This is a genomic window from Streptosporangium sp. NPDC002607 (genome assembly GCF_053592655.1).
Genome location: NZ_JBSFWD010000037.1, coordinates 72,505 through 89,732 on the forward strand (window position 1 = coordinate 72,505; position 17,228 = coordinate 89,732).

At 69.5% G+C, this 17,228-nt stretch carries 18 protein-coding genes; 4 read left to right on the plus strand and 14 right to left on the minus strand.

Annotated elements, in window-relative coordinates:
• Positions 1-54: 54 nt before the first annotated feature.
• Genes ACWD3H_RS33190 through ACWD3H_RS33210 form a run of 5 tightly spaced genes read right to left on the minus strand, consistent with a single transcriptional unit; the run spans position 55 to position 5,893 of the window.
• Positions 55-1,113: an ABC transporter substrate-binding protein gene (locus ACWD3H_RS33190; RefSeq protein WP_451957782.1), complete on the minus strand. Its 1,059-nt coding sequence runs from the start codon at positions 1,111-1,113 to the stop codon at positions 55-57.
• Positions 1,100-2,077, minus strand: a complete 978-nt coding sequence (locus ACWD3H_RS33195; RefSeq protein ID WP_451957783.1) for a formylglycine-generating enzyme family protein — start codon at positions 2,075-2,077, stop codon at positions 1,100-1,102. The genes ACWD3H_RS33190 and ACWD3H_RS33195 overlap by 14 nt, the downstream gene beginning before the upstream one ends.
• Positions 2,074-4,254: an arylsulfatase gene (locus ACWD3H_RS33200; RefSeq protein WP_451957784.1), complete on the minus strand. Its 2,181-nt coding sequence runs from the start codon at positions 4,252-4,254 to the stop codon at positions 2,074-2,076. The genes ACWD3H_RS33195 and ACWD3H_RS33200 overlap by 4 nt, the downstream gene beginning before the upstream one ends.
• A complete protein-coding gene (locus tag ACWD3H_RS33205; protein WP_355557375.1) occupies positions 4,251-5,072 on the minus strand; it encodes an ABC transporter permease in 822 nt (273 codons plus the stop codon). The genes ACWD3H_RS33200 and ACWD3H_RS33205 overlap by 4 nt, the downstream gene beginning before the upstream one ends.
• Entirely contained in the window at positions 5,069-5,893 is an 825-nt protein-coding gene (locus tag ACWD3H_RS33210) for an ABC transporter ATP-binding protein (RefSeq protein ID WP_451957785.1), read from the minus strand. The genes ACWD3H_RS33205 and ACWD3H_RS33210 overlap by 4 nt, the downstream gene beginning before the upstream one ends.
• 183 nt (positions 5,894-6,076) lie before the next feature.
• Here ACWD3H_RS33210 and ACWD3H_RS33215 point away from each other — a divergent pair, with 183 nt between their 5' ends.
• Complete coding sequence (locus ACWD3H_RS33215; RefSeq protein WP_451957786.1) at positions 6,077-6,814, plus strand: GntR family transcriptional regulator; 738 nt, start codon at positions 6,077-6,079, stop codon at positions 6,812-6,814.
• 137 nt (positions 6,815-6,951) lie between these two features.
• Here ACWD3H_RS33215 and ACWD3H_RS33220 read toward each other — a convergent pair whose 3' ends face one another.
• The gene (locus ACWD3H_RS33220) at positions 6,952-7,506 is read right to left on the minus strand and encodes a GNAT family N-acetyltransferase (RefSeq protein ID WP_355557367.1); all 555 of its coding nucleotides are present in this window, start codon (positions 7,504-7,506) and stop codon (positions 6,952-6,954) included.
• 211 nt (positions 7,507-7,717) lie between these two features.
• Positions 7,718-8,947 carry an isochorismate synthase gene (locus ACWD3H_RS33225; RefSeq protein ID WP_451957787.1) on the minus strand — a complete coding sequence of 410 codons (1,230 nt, stop codon included), beginning with the start codon at positions 8,945-8,947 and terminating at the stop codon, positions 7,718-7,720.
• Between the two features lie 180 nt (positions 8,948-9,127).
• On the opposite strand from ACWD3H_RS33225, the gene ACWD3H_RS33230 reads away from it, so the two are divergent.
• Complete coding sequence (locus ACWD3H_RS33230; protein ID WP_451957788.1) at positions 9,128-9,982, plus strand: SGNH/GDSL hydrolase family protein; 855 nt, start codon at positions 9,128-9,130, stop codon at positions 9,980-9,982.
• Between the two features lie 41 nt (positions 9,983-10,023).
• On the opposite strand, the gene ACWD3H_RS33235 is transcribed toward ACWD3H_RS33230, so the two are convergent.
• From ACWD3H_RS33235 to ACWD3H_RS33255, 5 genes are all read right to left on the minus strand, one after another.
• The gene (locus ACWD3H_RS33235; protein ID WP_451957789.1) at positions 10,024-10,629 is read right to left on the minus strand and encodes a response regulator; all 606 of its coding nucleotides are present in this window, start codon (positions 10,627-10,629) and stop codon (positions 10,024-10,026) included.
• A gap of 90 nt (positions 10,630-10,719) precedes the next feature.
• Positions 10,720-11,871 (minus strand): sensor histidine kinase, encoded by a 1,152-nt coding sequence (locus tag ACWD3H_RS33240; protein WP_451957790.1) that lies wholly within the window; start codon positions 11,869-11,871, stop codon positions 10,720-10,722.
• A 31-nt stretch (positions 11,872-11,902) separates the two neighbouring features.
• A complete protein-coding gene (locus tag ACWD3H_RS33245) occupies positions 11,903-12,628 on the minus strand; it encodes an ABC transporter permease (protein WP_451957791.1) in 726 nt (241 codons plus the stop codon).
• Positions 12,628-13,515 (minus strand): ABC transporter ATP-binding protein, encoded by an 888-nt coding sequence (locus tag ACWD3H_RS33250; protein WP_451957792.1) that lies wholly within the window; start codon positions 13,513-13,515, stop codon positions 12,628-12,630. The genes ACWD3H_RS33245 and ACWD3H_RS33250 overlap by 1 nt, the downstream gene beginning before the upstream one ends.
• A gap of 256 nt (positions 13,516-13,771) precedes the next feature.
• Entirely contained in the window at positions 13,772-14,518 is a 747-nt protein-coding gene (locus ACWD3H_RS33255) for an alpha/beta fold hydrolase (protein ID WP_451957793.1), read from the minus strand.
• Between the two features lie 83 nt (positions 14,519-14,601).
• On the opposite strand from ACWD3H_RS33255, the gene ACWD3H_RS33260 reads away from it, so the two are divergent.
• Positions 14,602-15,558, plus strand: coding sequence for a helix-turn-helix transcriptional regulator (locus tag ACWD3H_RS33260; protein ID WP_451957794.1), 957 nt, complete (start codon positions 14,602-14,604; stop codon positions 15,556-15,558).
• Positions 15,559-15,692: 134 nt separating this feature from the next.
• Entirely contained in the window at positions 15,693-16,172 is a 480-nt protein-coding gene (locus ACWD3H_RS33265; RefSeq protein ID WP_451957795.1) for a GNAT family N-acetyltransferase, read from the plus strand.
• A gap of 172 nt (positions 16,173-16,344) precedes the next feature.
• Here ACWD3H_RS33265 and ACWD3H_RS33270 read toward each other — a convergent pair whose 3' ends face one another.
• Together ACWD3H_RS33270 and ACWD3H_RS33275 are read right to left on the minus strand one after the other, a co-directional pair.
• The gene (locus ACWD3H_RS33270) at positions 16,345-16,974 is read right to left on the minus strand and encodes a hypothetical protein (RefSeq protein WP_355557339.1); all 630 of its coding nucleotides are present in this window, start codon (positions 16,972-16,974) and stop codon (positions 16,345-16,347) included.
• Positions 16,975-17,060: 86 nt separating this feature from the next.
• Entirely contained in the window at positions 17,061-17,225 is a 165-nt protein-coding gene (locus ACWD3H_RS33275; protein WP_451957805.1) for a DUF6529 family protein, read from the minus strand.
• Between the last annotated feature and the right edge of the window lie 3 nt (positions 17,226-17,228).

Sequence of the window (17,228 nt, forward strand, 5' to 3'; positions counted from 1 at the left end):
TCGAAGCCGGATGAGGGTACCTCGGAATTTCACCGATGGAGTCGACCACGCCTCCTAGCGTCGTACACGCCCCGTAGCGCCGTTGAGTACCTCCCAGGTCGCGATCTCGTCGACGCTGACCGGCTTCTTCAGGACACCGAGCTGTTGGTACTCGCTGAGCGCGCTCTTCCAGAGCGCCTTGTCCATCCACCCCCATCCGTGCTGCTGGGTCTGGGGTCCGTAGAGGAAGTCAGGAAGAAGGGTCTTGATCTCCTCAAGCTCGTGCTTCTTCTGAAGCCCGGGAGCGGCCTCGGCCACCATGTCGACCGCCTGCTGTGGGTTGTCGATCGCGTAGGCCCATCCCTTGGAGACCGCTTCGAGGAAGGCGACCAGCTCGTCTCGGCGGTTGGTGAGGGTTTCCTCCGTGGCGATGTAGTAGTTGGACTGGATGCGCACGCCGTTGTCCCACAGGGTCTGGTGGTTGAGGCCCTTCTCCTTGGCGGGAGCCAGTTGCTGGAGGTTGAGCACCCAGGCGGCGAAGAGGTCTACCTGCCCCGTGATGAGCGGGGTCGTGTCCGCACCGACCTTGACCAGTTCGACGTCCGACAGGTCCAGGCCGTTCTTGCGGAGCAGCGCGGAGAGCAGGGGCTCTCCACCGACCTGCACCCCGACCTTCTTGCCCTTGTACTGACTCACGTCGGTGATGCCGCTGCTCTTCAGGGAGAAGTAGGCCAGCGGCGCCTTCTGCATCGCGGCGCCGAAACAGCGGACGGGGATGCCCTGACTGCGCGCCAACATCAGCGCGGGCGCGTAGGTGATTCCGACCAGGGAGTTTCCCCCCGCCACCAGCGGGATCGGATTGGCGTTCGGGCCACCTGGCCGGGTGGCGACCGTCAGCCCGACTTCCTTGAAGTACCCGAGCTTGTCGGCCGCGATCTCGCCGGCCGACTGGACGTTGGCGAGCCAGGCGAGCTGCAGGGAGAGATTCTTCGCGCCGGGCGCGGCGGTGTTCTGTGTGCCCGCGTCGCGACGGTCCTGCCCGCAACCCGCGAGCAGAGTGGCTGAGCTTAGCCCGGTGACGCCTGCGAGCGCTGTCTTGAGCACGGAGCGCCGGGAGAGATCATTGTTTGACATGGGTGTCCTCTGGGGGTGTTCTCATGAAAGGAGAGGCCGTACGGAGAATGCACCGAAAGCCGAGATGTGAGCTCGACGTGTCGGCGGCCTGGGGACTGCGAGCTGCCGGTCGGTAGCGTCGGCAGTAGTTGGGGGCGCACAGATGCGAGCCGCCCTTGATGACGAAGCGCGGAATATGGGCTTGTGGCATCGCGAGATCCCACGCGTCGTCCGGAACTCGCGGGGTGCCGCAGCAGGGTGACGGGGCTTTCGCTGACCGGCGGGTGGCGGTCCACCAGCTGGTGGTCCACTCCCACACGTTTCCCGTCATGTCGTGGAGGCCGTACCGGTTTGCCGGGTAGGAGCCGACGGGGGAGGTCCCCACCCAGCCGTCCGCGGCGAGGTTCTCCCAGGGGAATCGGCCCTGCCAGGTGTTCGCCCGGTGCTCCCCGCCGGGGGTGAACTCGTCGCCCCACTCGTAGCGCGCCTGGTGCAGACCTCCGCGCGCGGCGTGCTCCCACTCGTCCTCGCCGGCGAGCTCGGCTCCTCGCCAGCGCGCGTAGGCGCGGGCGTCCTCGATCGTGACGTGGACCACCGGATGGTCCTCCACACCGGCGATGTCACTGCCCGGCCCTGAGGGGTGATACCAGGTGACGCCCGGTACGACCTGCCACCACTGCGAGGCGTCGTGCAGGTCGACTGGATGGTCACCGGGAGTGAAGAGCAGAGAGGAGGGGGCTCGCAGGTCAGGAGGCAGGTCGCGGTACACGCTCGCGTCCAGCGGACGTTCCGCGTCGGTGACATGGCCTGTCGCCTCGACGAACTCAGCGAACTGCCGGTTTGTCACCGGGCAGGGGTCCATCCAGAAGCCGGCCACGAGCGCCTCGCGCGCGGGGGCTTCCTCCGGATACGCGGTGTCACACCCCACGATGGTTCTGCCGCCGGGAATCCAGACCATTCCCTCGGCGGCAGCGGGCCCGGTCATGTGGGACGCTCCTCAAGCAGTCTGAGGTCCAGTCGCAGCAGACGCTCCAGCACCCCACCACTGAGTACCGGTGAGGCGCTGTCACGCCCAACGGCCAGGCCGAGGAACGAGACGTTGTTGAGCGTCAGGGGGATACGTCCCTCGCCGACGGTCACATCGTCGATGAGCAGCCGGACGCTGCCGCCCTGCTCCCGCGCGGGGCGAAACGAGATCTCCACTCGCGCCGGGACGGCGGGAACGGGCATCCCGGCACTGACACGGGTGCGGTGGCCGAGCGCGTTGTACTCGTAGACCAAGATCCCGTCGATGATGCCGAGCCCGTGCCCGGTGAGCGCGCTGCCCTGGGCGAACACCGTCCCGTCGCCCTCCCCGGCCAGCAGGTCTGCCCGGCAGCTCCAGGCAAGCCTCGCCAGGTTGGGGGCGAGGCCGTACGGAACGTAGGTCGGCGGATACAGGGTCCACCGGGTGCGTCGGTAGGCGGGGGCGACGTGGCCGCCGTTGAGCATGTCGCGCATGGGACGGTCGTCCAGCGGGAGGATGCCGTTGGCCTCGGCCTCCCGCCACCAGAGTGCGGCCAGTTGCTCGACGAGACGAGGTTGCTGGGCGGCGAGGTCGTGGCATTCCGAGACGTCGGTGTGGAGGTCGTACAGGTGCCACTGGTCCTGGGCGTAGTCCTCACCCGTCACGTGCTCGGCGACGATCTTCCATCGCTCGTGCACCAGCGCCCGGTGACCGAACATCTCGAATGCCTGGGTTCGGCGGCCTGCGGGGATGTCCGGATCGTCGAGTACGGCGGCGACGCTCCGCCCGTCCATCGGACGTTGCAGCACACCGGCGATCGACCTCGGCGGGTCGATGCCGGCGACGTCGAGGATCGTCGGGGTGATGTCGATGGCGTGCACGAACTGCGTCCGCACCGCCCCGGCGTCTCCGATCCTGTGGGGATAGCGGACCAGCAGCGGCGTGTTGACACCACCGCCGTCCACGTACTGCTTGTAACGCCGGAACGGGGTGTTGCTCGCCATGGCCCAGCCTGCCGGGTAGTGCGGGGCGGTCGTCCTGCCCCCGGCTGACTCAAGGAAGCGCTCCGACTCGGACAGCTCCTCCGACAGGCCGTTGTACGGGGCGAGCACCTGCATGGCGCCGCTCCCGCCCTCGTGACTGGCACCGTTGTCGCTCAGCAGCACGATCATCGTGTCGTCGAGAACGCCGCATTCGCCCAGTGCGTCGAGCAGCCGTCCGATCTGTGTGTCGGTGTGCTCGAGGAAGGCCGCGTAGGTCGCCTGCAGCCGGGTGGCGACGCGGCGCTGCCGGTCGTCGAGGTCATGCCAGGCCGGTATGTCCTGGGGCCGCTCTGACAGCTCCGTCCCCTGTGGAACGATCCCAAGCTCGATCTGCCGCTGGAGGCGTTCCAGGCGAACCCGGTCCCAGCCGTGCGCGAAGACCTCGTCGTACTTCTCGACCAGGTGCACCGGCACCTGAAACGGCGCGTGGGTCGCGCCGAAGGCCAGATAGAGGAAGAACGGCCGGTCGGCAGCCAGTGAGGTCTGTTCGCGTACGAAGAGCACGGCTTCGTCGGTCAGGTCTTCGGACAGGTGGTAGTCGTCGCCGAAGTCCCGGCGTATCCGTGTGTTGTCCCGGACGAGCTCCGGTGTGTAGTGGTCGGTCACCCCGCCCATGAAGCCGTAGAAACGCTGGAATCCCCGGCCCAACGGCCAGTTGTGGAAGGGGCCGGCGTGCGAGGTCTCCGTCAGCGGCGCGAGGTGCCACTTGCCGACCGCCATGGTCGCGTAACCGTTCGTGTCAAGGATCTGGGCGAGCGTGCCGCAGGTGGCGGAGATCTGGCCACGGCAGTTGGGAAATCCGGTGTCCACCTCGGACAGGAACCGCATACCGACGTTGTGTGAATTCCGGCCGGTGAGGAGGGCCGCCCGGGTCGGGGAGCACAGTGGCGTGGTGTGGAAGTTCCTGAAGCGCAGGCCGTCGGAGGCGAGCCGGTCGATGTTAGGCGTCCTGATCTCCGATCCGTAACAGCCGAGGTCCGCGAATCCGGTGTCGTCGAGGACGATCACGACGATGTTGGGCCGGTTTGAGTGGCTGGGAGTCTCGGGCCACCACGGCGTGGACTCGGTGACGGAGGTGCCGATGACGCCGCGGAACTCTTCCTCGAAGGTCATCGCGCCGGCTCCTGCTCCCAGCGCACGATCAGCTTCTCGGCGACGGCGACGAGCCCGAAGGCGATTATCGCGAGTATCGAGACGACCAACATCGTCGCGTACAGCAGTGTCGTGTTGAAGTCGAACGTCGACTGGATGATCAGGTAGCCGAGTCCCCTGTCCGCGCCGATCCACTCACCCACCACGGCGCCGAGCACGCAGTTCCCTGTTGCGATCTTCAGTGCGGAGAAGATGAAGGGAAGGGCGCTGAACACCCTCACCCGCAGGAACGTCTCCCACGGCCGCGCCGAGAGGATCGCCATGAGCTCCAGCATCTTGGGATCGACGTTCTTGAAGCCGACGATCGCGTTGACCAGCGTCGGAAAGAACGAGATCAACGCCGCGATCACGATCTTGGGTGTGGCGTCGTTGCCGAAGATGATGATGAGGATCGGCGCGATGGCGATGATCGGGACCGTGCGCAGGCCGACCACGATGGGAAAGGTGAGTCGTTCGAGGAACGGGCTCATCACGAAGACGACGGCCAGCGCGATGGCCGCGGCGTTTCCGATCGCGAAGCCTAGGAAGGCCTCCTGCGCGGTCTGACCGGTGTTGGAGTAGATGAGTTCCCAGTTGTCGACAAAAGCGGTGAAGACCTCCGAGGGGGCCGGCACCAGGTAGACGGGCACGGCAAAGGCCCGAACCACGGCTTCCCACAGCGCGACGAACAGGACGAAGCCCATGGCCGGTACGAGAGTTCGCGCGATCGGTGACCGCTTCTTCGACCTCCTTTTTTCCTGGAGGCGGCCGTGCTCACGAGTGCCCGACTGGACGGTCACAGTTCCTCCTCGGTGAGCAGGCGCCGCAACTGGGCGACGATGCCGGTGAACTGGGGGCTGTCTCGCAAGGACAACTCGCGGGGGTACGGCAGAGGCACCTCCACCGTCGCCCTGACGCGACCCGGTCTGGAGGACATGAGGATCACGCGCTGCCCGAGGAACACGGCCTCCGGGATCGAGTGCGTGACGAAGACGATCGTCGTCTTGCTGGCCTGCCAGATGTCCAGAAGCTGGACATTCAGCCGGTCGCGGGTCAGCTCGTCCAGGGCGCCGAACGGCTCGTCCATCAGGAGAATGTCGGGCTTGGTCACCAGCGCCCGCGCGATGGCGACCCGCTGCCGCATTCCTCCCGAGAGCTGGGACGGGTACGCCTGAGAGAAGGAGGTGAGCCCGACCACGGCGAGAGCCTCGTCCGGCGACATGCCGAGCTTGCCGCGCACGCGCGATGGCCCGACCTGGGTCGGTAGGAGCACGTTGTCGATGACTCGCCGCCAGGGCAGCAGGGTGGCGTCCTGGAACACGAAGCCAACGCGCCGATGCGCCCGGGCGGTGCCTGGGCTGTCGCCCAGGACGTTCAGCTCTCCCTCCCCGGGATGCAGCAGGTCGGCGATGAGGCGCAGTGTGGTGGACTTGCCGCAGCCGGAAGGGCCGAGTACCGACAGGAACCCGCCGTGCTCGACCTCGAAACTCACGTCGTCAAGAGCGACGATCCTGTCACCGCCGACGGTGAAGGAGACGGTGACCCGGTCAAGGGCGAGTGCCTCGCGGTCACCGGTGTTAGGTAGTGTGTCTGATTTTTCACGCTCGGTCGATCTGTTCATCGCCGCTCAACTCCTATCCGACCGGCATGTCCGACGCCTCCGATGAGCGGTGGCGTCAAGTTGCCGCTGATAAGGCCATCAGGATAGGTTGGACCTTCTACCTCGTCAATATTCATTCCGGCAGAATCGGTGCTGTCGGATGGGCAGTAGTGGTGTGACCGGAAGCAAGGAAGGGTGGGCCTGATGCCATCACAACCTGCGACGCGATCAGTGCAGCGCACTCAGCGGAGCGCCCTCGTGCGGGAACTGCTCGAACGATTCCCCGCCGACTCCAAGCTGCCCCCCGAGGTGACCCTCGCCTCCGACCTCGGGGTTTCACGCAACACGCTCCGCGAGGCGTTGGAGGAGTTACGTGTCCGTGGGCTCGTGGTTCGCCGGTGGGGCATAGGCACCTTCATGGCGAAGCGGCCCGAGCAGATCGAGTACACGCTCTCGGACCTGGTGTCCGTCGAGACGCTGCTCACCGCTGCCGGACGTGTGTGCCGCATCGTCGAGCAGCCCCACGGGAAGGTGCCGGCGGACGACGAGGTCGCCACCGCCCTGCATGTCCCGCGAAAAAGCGAGGTCTGGAAGACCGACCGGCTCTACTTCGCCGACGAGATCCCCGTGGTGTGGGTCCACGAGTTCCTGCCCGCCTTGCTCGACGGAGTCTCCATCGACCCTCAGGGGGTGGGCGATGACATCCAGGCGTACTTCGCGCAGCAACTCGGCATACCCCTGAGTCACGCCGACGCCTACCTGGAGCCACTGGTGCCGGACGAGAGGATCTCCGAGTTGTTGGACGTCGATTCCTCGACGCTGGTGGTCCGCACCTGGCAGACGATCTATACGGTCAGGGGGCACACCGCGGTGTACGCCGTGGCGACGTTCCGGCCCGACATCCTCCACATCAAGTTCCAGCGTCGCCCCCCTGTCCTGTAGCGCCAGTGAGCGGGCTGCTGCACGTCACCGGCTACAGCCGCCGTGTCCTGGCCGTGCTGCGCTATCTCGGCTCCCGACGCCGGATCCCGGCCGGTCGAAGATCGAGGATACGGCGGCCGCCCCGGGACGCCCGCCGGTCAGAGCCGGAGCTCGTCCTCCTGGGCCGAGGTGAGGTCGCTGGGCCAGAGCCGGTAGACGTTGAGGCGCGTCTCGTAGTACTTGTCCGTCTCGCCGACCCACTGCATGCCGATGCGCCTGGCCGTGCCGGCACCGCGCTCGTTGTTCACCCGCACGACCGCGACGAGCTCGTGGGCACCGATGGAGAAGGCCCATCCGGCCAGGGCGCGGCCGGCCTCGGTGGCGTAGCCGTGACCCCAGAAGTCGGGGGCGAGCTGCCAGCCGATCTCGATGTCCTCCTCGTCGGGCGGCAGGTACCTCAGGGAGAGGCCGCCGATGATCCGCTGGTCGGAGTTGCGGACGATCGCCCAGCGGCCGAGCGGGGGCGTCAGGGTTTCACGGTTGCGTTCCCATGCCTCGAGCGTGGCCCGCATGGCCCCCTCACCGTCGAGCCGGTTCATCGCCGGGGACAGCCACCGGGTGACCTCCGGTGTGCCGTAGATGGCCAGAGCATCGCGGGCGTCCTCGGGACTCCAGTCGCGTACCGTGAGGCGGTCGGTGGTCAGTAACGCCATGGTCTTCCTCTCCCCGGCGAGCGAGCCGGCCGTGCGGCGACGAGAGAACAGCGAGTAGAAGAAAGTGTCGTTTTCTTGCCGGAAATGTCCGATGTGTTGCCCTTGTGAGGGTACGCCTATCTGGCTGCCGCCGACCAGCCGGGTGGGAATTACCTGTTCAGGGATGATCGCCCTGGCCCGGCCTCCGGCCGGGCGCCCCGCGCGGCGGCGGTCAGCCCTCCAGGGCGTACTGCATCACCCGGAGCTTGGCCTGGGCCTCGGCGAGCTCGGACGCGGGGTCGGAGTCGCCCATGATGCCGCACCCGGCGAACAGCCGGGCCCGGGGGCCCTCGATCTGGGCGCAGCGCAGCGCGATCCCCCACTCGCCGTCCCCTCGCGCGTCGATCCAGCCGACAGGACCGGCGTATCCGGCGCGGTCCATACCCTCAAGCTCGCGGATGACGCCGAGCGCGGCCCCGGTCGGGGTGCCGCCGACGGCGGCGGTCGGGTGCATGGCCGCCACCACGTCCAGGACCGAGATCCCCGCCGACAGCCGCCCGGTCACCGGGCTGGCCAGGTGCTGGACGTTGGGGAGCACCAGGAGTTCGGGCTCCTCGGGGATCTTCAGCTCGGCGCAGAGCGGGTCGAGCGCCTCCCGTACCGACGCGACCGCGCAGACGTGCTCGTAGCGGTCCTTCTCCGAGGAGAACAGGGCCGCGCCGCGTGCCATGTCGTCCGCCCGGTCGCTGCCCCGCGCGATCGTGCCGGCCAGCACCAGGGACTCGATGGTCTCCCCGGTACGCCGGACCAGTAGTTCGGGGGTGGCACCGACCAGCCCCGCGCAGGAGAAGGTGTAGCACTCCGGGTAGCGGCCGGCCAGGCGGGCCAGCAGCAGGCGGACGTCGATCGCCCGCTCCGCGACGGCGGTCAGGTCGCGGGCGAGCACCGTCTTCTCCAGCCGGCCCGACCTGATCCGCCGGACGGCGCGGGCCACGGCGTGCTCCCACTCCGGCGCGCTCAGACTGCCGTCGCCGTACCGGATCCTGCCCGGGTCGCGGAGCGGGGTGACGGTGTCGAGCCGCTGCTCACCGACGGTGGTCAGCCAGGCGCGGCCGTCGCGGCGGGCGAGGATGGTCCGGGGGACGAGGAGGACCGACCCGCGTGACTCCGGGTCGAAGGTGAACGAGCCGAAGGCGACGGGGCCCGAACCGGGGGTCGTCACGTCGTCGTCGACATCCGCCTCGCCGAAGAGATCCGACAGCCGGTCGCGAGCCCAGTCGAAACGCCGGGGGCCGGGCGGCACCTCCAGGCGCAGGGCCTCGCCCCAGGCCACGAGGCCCTCCCCGCGCCTGACCCAGGCATAGGGCGCGGTCTCCGGCAGTCGTGCGAACAGGTCACCGGGGTCGTCGACGGAGGTGGTTCTCACCACGAGAGGACGGGTTGATCCGAGCGCTACACTCACCCCCGCCACTCTATGCCGGAAACTGAACATGTTCGACGGCGGTTCCCCCCGCCAGCACGGCCGCCACGCGGTGTCAAGAAAACCAAGGCACTCGGTCAACGGAACCTGCCGCCCTGGCCTGCGGTGATACATCCGAAGCAGACGCGATCTCTCAGCGGAGGTGTCATGCTTCGCAGGACTGTGACAGCACTCACAGGGCTGGCCGCCCTGACGGCCGCCTGGACCGTTCCGGCCGGGGCGACACCGGTGGAGCAACCCTGGCGGCCGGTGGTCATGGCCGCGCTCGGAGACTCCATCAGCGCGGGGTTCAACGCCTGCGGGTGGTACGTCACCTGCGCCTCGCGTTCCTGGTCGACCGGCGAGCACCGCGATGTCAGGAGCCACTACCTGAGGCTACGCGCCCTGGACGTGGCACTCGCCGGGCACAATGTGAACCTCGCCGTCCCCGGCTCCACCAGTGCCGACCTGGCCGGGCAGGTGACGCAGGCGGTCGGCCACCGCGCCGACTACGTGACGCTCCTGATCGGCGCCCAGGACGTCTGCGTGTCCGAGGAGCGGCTGATGACCCCCGTGGCCGTCTACGAGAGCCGGGTGGCCGGGGCACTGGCCCTGTTGCGGGCGGGCAGGCCCGACGCCCGGGTGTTCGTGGCGAGCATCCCCGACATCAGACGGCTCTGGCAGACCGGCAGGGACAACCTGGTGGCCCGCGGGTTCTGGGAGGTGGGCCGGATCTGTCCCACCATGCTGGCGCGCCCCACCTCGACGTCGGCGGCCGACCAGGCCCGCCGTGACCGCGTGCGCGCCCGGGTGATCGGTTTCAACGCCGCACTCGCCAGGGTCTGCGCGGCGTATGGCCCGAACTGCCGGTTCGACGGCAACGTGGTGTTCGGGCAGACGTTCACGCTGAGTCACATCAGCAAGTGGGACTTCTTCCACCCCAACGCCGCGGGCCAGCGGCTGATCGCGGAGAAGACCTACGGCGCGATGCGCGACTGGCTCGCGGAAGAGGCCCCGGAGCCCGTCCTCGCCCCCTGAGCCGGCAGCCCGGGGCGGCCGGTGACAAGTCGCCGCCCCCTTCAGAGCCAGCCGTTGTGCCGGGCGGTGCGGGCGGCCTCGATGCGGTTACGGGTGCCGGTCTTGCCGATCGCGGCGGACAGGTAGTTGCGGACGGTGCTCTCCGACAGGTGCAGCCGCCGCGAGATGTCGGCGATCGTCGCGCCGTCCGCCCCCGCGGCCAGCACGTCCCGCTCACGATCGGTCAGCGGGCTGGCGCCGGTGCTCAGCGCGGCGGCGGCCAGCGCGGGGTCGATCACCTTCTCGCCCGCCAGGACCCGGCGGATCGCCGCGGCGAGATCCTCGACGGGACCGTCCTTGACGAGGAATCCGGCGGCGCCCGCCTCCATCGCCCGGCGCAGGTAGCCGGGCCTGCCGAAGGTGGTCAGGATCAGCACCCGGCAGCCGGGCAGGCGGTCCCGGAGGCCGGCCGCGGCCTCCAGGCCGCTGATCCCCGGCATCTCGACGTCCAGCAGGGCGACGTCGGGACGCGTGTCCAGCGCGGCGGCCACGACCTCGTCGCCCCCGGCTACCGTGGCGACGACCTCGATGTCGTCCTCCAGACCGAGAAGCAGGGCCAGCGCGCTGCGCATCATGCCCTGGTCCTCGGCCAGCAGCACCCTGATCATGAAAGCGTTCCTCCTCGGCGGAAAACCAGCGATCTTGCGGGCGGAGGGCAAGCGATCATGAAAGGTTCCTCCCCGGTGGAAGAGCGCCGATCATGGGAGCGTCACCCTCAGCGCGAAGCCGTCGCCGCCGCCGGCCTCCAGCGTTCCGCCGAGCGCGACGACCCGCTCGGTCAGGCCGCGCAGGCCATTTCCCAGGGCGCCCGCGCCGGCCCCCCGGCCGTCGTCACGGATCTCCAGCACCGTGCCCTCCAGGGTGATCTCGCAGGTGCGGGCGGCGCTGTGGCGGACGACATTGGTCACGCCCTCCCGTACGGCCCAGCCCAGCAGGGCGTCGGCCTCCGGCGCGGGGCGGCCCTCGGAGACGGTGACCGTGGCGGCGATGCCCGCGTCGGCCAGTACCGTGCGCGCCGAGGCCAGCTCGGCGGCCAGCCCGCGCCCCCGGTAGCCGCTGACCGCGGCCCGCACCTCGGTGAGCGCCTCCCGGCCGACCGTCTCGATGTCGGCCGCCTGCCGAGCCGCCGCCTCCGCGTCGCGGGGAACCAGCCGTCGTACGGCCTCCGCCTTGACCACCATCATCGACAGGGTGTGCCCGAGCAGGTCGTGCAGGTCGCGGGAGAACCGCAGCCGCTCCTCGGCCACCGCGGCCCGGGCCAGCTCCTCACGGGTCTCCTGGAGCTCGGTGATCACGGAGAAGAGCTTCAGGACGACGCTGACCACCAGGCCGCCGGTGGCCGTTCCCCAGGTGGCCAGGGAGATGCTCGTCCAGCCGGCTCCCGCGCGCCACATCACCGCGGTCAGCGCGAGCGTCAGCACGGTGAGGAGGAGGTAGACGGACCTGCCGCGCAGCACGACCCCGCAGGCGATCGTCATCAGCGGTGCGAGGTAGAACCAGTTCTGCGCAGGCCCGGTCAGCAGCAGGAAGATCACCACCAGCAGCCCGGCCAGGGCCACGGCCGCCGCTCGTCGCCGGCCACGGAAGGACAGCCGGATGCAGAGCACGTACAGGGTGGCGAAGGCGACGACGCCCAGCGCGGCCGGCGGCGCCGGCCGCACCTGCCCCGCCACGAGGTCGCTGATCGGGGGATAGGCGATCAGCAGCCACGGATAGAAGGCGAGTTCCCCGGGCCCCTGCCTTCTCAACCTCCCCGACCATTTCCGTCTGGCCGCTCCCAGCAGTTTCGCTTTCGCCTTCTTCGGCCCTTGCGGCCTCTCCCGCTCCGTCACCTCCGGCCTCCCGCTCATCCGGCCACTCCTATCACGCGACTCGCGCGATTCACACCACGCGCCCGGCCCGGCGGTAGCCGTACACCGCCAGGACGCCGAAGGCGACCAGCCAGCCGGTCAGGATCAGCGCCACGCCGGCCCCGGGTGCCTGGCCAAAGGCGATCTTCCGCGCCAGGTCGGCGTAGGTGAAGCTCGGCGTCCACTCCGCGAGCGTCTTCAACCAGGAGGGGAAGCCCTCGGTGGGCAGCCACAGACCTCCGACGATCGCCAGCGCCATGTTGGCCGCGATGTTGAGCACGGCGGCGGTCTGGCCGCTGAACCGGTAGCCGATGGCCAGGCCGAGCAGGGTGAAGGGCAGGGAACCCGCCCAGAGCAGGAGCACGATCGAGGCCCACTGCCAGATCTCCAGCCGTACCCCGTTGAGCAGCGCCGCCGACAGGCACACGCCGGCGATCGCGGGCAGCACCACGAGCATGCCGGTGCCCGCCTTACCGGCGATCACCCGTACCGGCGCCAGGGGAGTGATGCGCAGCTGCCGCAGCCAGCCCGCCGTCCTGTCCTCGGCGATGCCGGTGCCGTTGTTGAAAGCCGAGCCGATCGCGCCGAAGGCGGCCATGCTGACCATCACATGCAGGGCGGCCCAGGTACGGTCGTCGCCCGCTATGCCGAGGTTGGTGAAGATCAGGTACATCACCACGGGCATCGTGAAACCCATGATCACGTATCCCGGGTCGCGGCGGCTTCTGGCGATCTCCAGGCGGATGTAGCCGAGCATCAGGCGTCCACTCCCGTCAGTGCGATGAAGGCGTCCTCGAGCGCGGCGGGGACCACCTCAAGGTCTCGTACGGCTCCGGCCTCGGCCAGCGCCAGGACCGTGGCGTCGGCGTCGCGGGTGCGCAGGTGGGCGCGGTTCCCGTGGATCTCCACGGAGGTGACCCCGGGAAGGCGTTCCAGCAGTGCGACGTCCCCGGCGGTGGCGGTGACGCTGACCGTGGTCAGCGGGACCAGGCGCTTGATCTCCCGGCTGGTGCCGTCGGCCACGATCCGGCCCCTGTCGATCACCACCACCCGGTCGGCGTACTCGTCGGCCTCCTCCAGGTAGTGGGTGGAGAACAGCACGGTCCTGCCGCGCGCGGCGAAGGCACGCATGCTCTCCCAGAACTCCCGCCTGGCCCGGACGTCCAGCGCCGCGGTCGGCTCGTCCAGCAGGATCAGCTCCGGGTCCCCGGCCAGCGCCAGCGCGAAGCGGAGGCGCTGCGCCTGGCCGCCGGAGAGCCGTTCCACCCTGCGGCCGGCCAGCTCCTCCAGCCCCGCGACGGCCATCACCTCCGGTAGTGGGAGCGGCGCCCGGTATGTCCCGGAGACGAAGCCGAGCAGCTCGCCGACCGTGGTCCGGGAGACGAGGCCGCCCTCCTGGGGCATCGCCGCCAGCCGCCCACCCCGGATCGCGGCCTCAGGGGTGCCCCCGAACACGCGTACCGTCCCGGAGTCGGCGGCCAGCAGCCCGAGCAGCAGCCCGATGCTGGTCGACTTGCCCGCGCCGTTGGGGCCGAGCAGGGCGACGGTCTGCCCGGCGGGGATGTCGAGGCTGAGGTCGTCCACGGCGCGTACCGCCCCGAAACGTTTGGTCACGTTCTTGAGTGACACCGCGTCATTCGTCATGCGAAAGACGCTACGGAGGGTGCGGGATCCCAGGTAGATCCATCGATCCAGGGCTGCCCGGGACAAATGTCACGCCTCGGTGCTCGCGGAATTCCCGGCCCGTCACCGGAACCGCAGCGTGGAGGCCCCCGGTGTGCACGGCGGGCCTCCACGAGCCCTGTCGTGGGGGCATCGGGCGGAGCGCGCCGGCCGCTCTCGGCCTCGCCCACCGTTCCTGTTCCCACCCCGCCCCGCCCCGCCCCGTCAGGCTTTCGTCTCAGACCGCCAGCGCGGCGAGCGCCGCCGCGGTCTCCTCCGGCTTGGAGAACATCGGCCAGTGGCCGGTGGGCACCGAGACGAAGCTCCATTCGGGCCCGGCGAGCGCCGCGAAGAACGGGTGACCGGCGGCGATCATGGCGTGCACCTGCTCCAGCGGGAACGAGCACGCGATGAGCGTCTTGGGCAGCGCGTCCGCGCCGCCCTTGAGCGCCAGGGGCTGGGTCATCGTCCCGTACGGCTGCGGGGTCGCGCGGGAGACGAACCACTCGCGCTCGGTCTCGCCCAGCCCCTCCAGGCTGGCCCCGGCCCGCTCCTGCTCCTCCCAGGACGGGAGTGGGTAGCCCACCCCGTCGCCCTGCTCGGCGACCCGCTTCTCGATGAACGCCCGCCACTCGGGCTCGGTGGCGTCCAACTGGGTCATGCCGTCGGCCAGCGGACCGCTGTCGAGGTAGACGATCCGGGAGACGCGCTCGGGAATCCGGTCGGCCGCGCCGGTGACCGGCGCGCCGGCCCCGCTGTGGGCGACGAGGATCACCTCGTTCAGGTCCGCGAAGACGACCGTGTTGACGATGTCCTGGATGTGGGTCTCCAGGTCGACCCCGGGACCTGCCAGGTGCGCTCTGTCGCCGAGCCCGGTGAGCGTGACCGGGTGGACCTCGTGCCCGGCCTCGCGCAGCGGCCGGGTGACCTTCTCCCAGGCCCACGCGCCCAGCCAGAGACCGGGAACCAGTAGGTAAGTGCTCATATCTCTGCTCTCCTTCGTTCGTCTGGTTTCAGCCTAGAATCGAATCCGGACAGTATCGGTCCTGATTTTTGAGGAGAATTCGAATGACCGCCGCGAGGGTCCTCGCGCTGCTGGAGCTGCTGCAGGCCGCCCCCGGCCTGACCGGCCCCGAACTCGCCGCCAGGCTGGAGGTGGACGAGCGCACGGTGCGCCGCTACGCGGTGCGGCTGTCGGAGCTCGGCGTGCCGGTCTCGGCCGAGCGGGGCCGGCACGGCGGCTACCGGCTGCTGCCCGGCTACAAGCTGCCGCCGCTGATGCTCACCGACGACGAGGCCACCGCGGTGGTGCTGGGGCTGCTGGCCGGACGGCGGACCGGGCTGGCGGTGGGGGAGACGGCCACCGAGAGCGCCCTGGCCAAGATCCAGCGGGTGCTCCCGGGGCCGCTGCGCGAGCGCGTCGACGCGATCTCGGAGACGCTGGGCCACACCGGCGTCGCGACGCGGGCACCCGCCCCGAAGGCGGGCCCGCTGCTCACCCTCGCCGACGCCGCCCGTCGCCGGGTCACCGTCCGGCTGGCCTACCGCTCCTGGCGTGGCGACGCCTCGACGCGCGATCTGGACCCGTACGGCATCGTCTTCCACTCCGGCCGCTGGTACGTCACGGGCCTCGACCACGACAGCGGGGAGATCAGGACCTTCAGGGTGGACCGGGTGGCGAGCGCCGCACGCACCGAGCGGAGGTTCTCGGCCCCGGACGGTTTCGACCCGGTCGCGCACGTGGTCGGATCGCTGTCGGCGGTGCCCTACCGCTACGAGGTCAGGGTGCTGCTGGAGGCCACGCTGGAGGAGGCCGCCGCCCGGATCCCCGCCGCCACGGCGACCCTGGCCGAGACCTCCGCCGGGGTGCTGCTGGCCACCAGGGCCGACCGGCTGGCCGGGATGGCCCAGATGCTCGCCGGCCTCGGCTGGCCGTTCACCGTCATCACCCCCGCCGAACTACGCGACGAGATCAGAGCCCTCGCCGCCCGCCTCCTCGCCTCCGCAGACGTCACCCCGCCCTGACCTCGGGGCTTCGCGGTATCCCGCCGAGGAGACCATCTGGCCGCACCGACCGCGATCCGGTTGCTGGGATAGTTGCCTTTGGCAAGTCTCCGCCGGCGGGCGGAGGAGGATGCCAGGGATGACGAAAGGCGATCATGCTGATCAGAGCGGCGCAGGTGGTCGAGGCGGACCTCCTGAGCGAGCTGGCGGTTCGATCCAAGGCGTACTGGGGCTACGACGAGGCATTCATGGCAGCTTTCCGGGACGAACTGGCCATCTCGGCCTCGGAGGTCGAGAAGCTGCGAACCATGGTGGCCGAACACAACGGCCGCGTCCTGGGTTTCGCCACTCTGGAAGGGAACCCGCCGGAGGGGGCCTTGGGCATGCTCTTCGTCGAACCGGACGCCATCGGCCAAGGCGTCGGCCGCCGCCTGTTCGAGCATGCCGTCGCCGCTGCGGGGGACCTCGGCTTCGCGCGCCTGACCATCGACGCGGACCCGAACGCGGAACCGTTCTACCTGGCCATGGGCGCCACCAGAATCGGCGCGACCCCCTCAGGTGCCATCCCTGGGCGGTTGCTACCCCTGCTCGCGATCACCATCGTCGGACGCGACGCTGACCATTTCGGCTCGTAGGGGTCGATGGTTGCGAAAAAACTCAGGCGGGTCGAGCTGAGGACATCCTCATGTCCCCGCTATTGCGCATGGGGCGGGCTTGACAAGCGTGGGTCGGTGGTCCCATCACGCGCGGCAGATCCTCTACCTGACGTTGAACGCCGCCGAGCCGGATCGGCAGGGTGCCCGAGGGTTACGGCTCCTCGCCGTGAGCGCGTCGGCGGCCTTCGTCGAAGAATTCGTAGATGGCTTCGGTGTGCGGCAGTTGGGTGAGTGGGCGGGCGGCGCCGAAGGAGACGTTCCAGAACTGGCCGGTTCGTGGTTGCCCGGGGCCGACGTAGGCGTACGGCTCGGGTATGTGCCTGTCACCCGGCGAGACGCCGTAGTTGACCTCGTCCAGGGTGACGCCGATGTCGAAATGCTCCGGCCAGAGCACCGGCGTCATGCCGGGAGCAAGCCTGCGCAGGGCCGCATCACCGTCGCCGAGGGCGCGGGCGATCACCATTGCCGCCTGCGGATCGACATGTACGCGGTCGTCGGCCGTGACCCCGGAGCCCTCGGAGTACAGGCCCTCGGGGGCGCCGGCTACGATCCCGGCGGCAGCCGCGAGTTCGGCGTAGGTCACTCCGGTCAGCTTCCCGAGCGGTCGGCCGCTGGTGAGCAGCAGGTCTCCGTTGACGGCCACGTCGGGGGGCTTGGTGGTGGCGAAGCCGCCGGGGACGGCCCGGAGCCTGATGGTGCCGCTTTGGCGGTACTGCGGCCCGGCCAGTACGAGTTCGGCCACTCCATGCAGGCTCTGCCTGGTCAGGACCAGTGTCGTCATGTCCACCGGCGTCTCCTCCCACGTCGTGTAACCCCGAAAACCCTGCCATGTACGGGGTCGAGTACCTCGCGCTCTGTGGGGGACTGCTAGGGCTGGGTCAGCTGCCAGAGGGCCGCTGAGGACCACAGGATTGCGATGAGGGTGACCAGGGTGCCGCCGGCGAGTGGCAACGCCCAGGTGGGTAGGCGCCGACGGTGCGATCCAGCCGGCCGCAGGTGGCCTCTATTCGGTACCAGAAACTCGCGCGGGATACC

Bases quoted from the DNA above. Each gene is read 5' to 3' on its own strand.
- ACWD3H_RS33190 (WP_451957782.1), bottom strand. From the start codon at position 1,113: ATGTCAAACAATGATCTCTCCCGGCGCTCCGTGCTCAAGACAGCGCTC.
- ACWD3H_RS33195 (WP_451957783.1), bottom strand. From the start codon at position 2,077: ATGACCGGGCCCGCTGCCGCCGAGGGAATGGTCTGGATTCCCGGCGGC.
- ACWD3H_RS33200 (WP_451957784.1), bottom strand. From the start codon at position 4,254: ATGACCTTCGAGGAAGAGTTCCGCGGCGTCATCGGCACCTCCGTCACC.
- ACWD3H_RS33210 (WP_451957785.1), bottom strand. From the start codon at position 5,893: ATGAACAGATCGACCGAGCGTGAAAAATCAGACACACTACCTAACACC.
- ACWD3H_RS33215 (WP_451957786.1), top strand. From the start codon at position 6,077: ATGCCATCACAACCTGCGACGCGATCAGTGCAGCGCACTCAGCGGAGC.
- ACWD3H_RS33220 (WP_355557367.1), bottom strand. From the start codon at position 7,506: ATGGCGTTACTGACCACCGACCGCCTCACGGTACGCGACTGGAGTCCC.
- ACWD3H_RS33235 (WP_451957789.1), bottom strand. From the start codon at position 10,629: ATGATCAGGGTGCTGCTGGCCGAGGACCAGGGCATGATGCGCAGCGCG.
- ACWD3H_RS33240 (WP_451957790.1), bottom strand. From the start codon at position 11,871: ATGAGCGGGAGGCCGGAGGTGACGGAGCGGGAGAGGCCGCAAGGGCCG.
- ACWD3H_RS33245 (WP_451957791.1), bottom strand. From the start codon at position 12,628: ATGCTCGGCTACATCCGCCTGGAGATCGCCAGAAGCCGCCGCGACCCG.
- ACWD3H_RS33250 (WP_451957792.1), bottom strand. From the start codon at position 13,515: ATGACGAATGACGCGGTGTCACTCAAGAACGTGACCAAACGTTTCGGG.
- ACWD3H_RS33255 (WP_451957793.1), bottom strand. From the start codon at position 14,518: ATGAGCACTTACCTACTGGTTCCCGGTCTCTGGCTGGGCGCGTGGGCC.
- ACWD3H_RS33260 (WP_451957794.1), top strand. From the start codon at position 14,602: ATGACCGCCGCGAGGGTCCTCGCGCTGCTGGAGCTGCTGCAGGCCGCC.
- ACWD3H_RS33265 (WP_451957795.1), top strand. From the start codon at position 15,693: ATGCTGATCAGAGCGGCGCAGGTGGTCGAGGCGGACCTCCTGAGCGAG.
- ACWD3H_RS33270 (WP_355557339.1), bottom strand. From the start codon at position 16,974: ATGACGACACTGGTCCTGACCAGGCAGAGCCTGCATGGAGTGGCCGAA.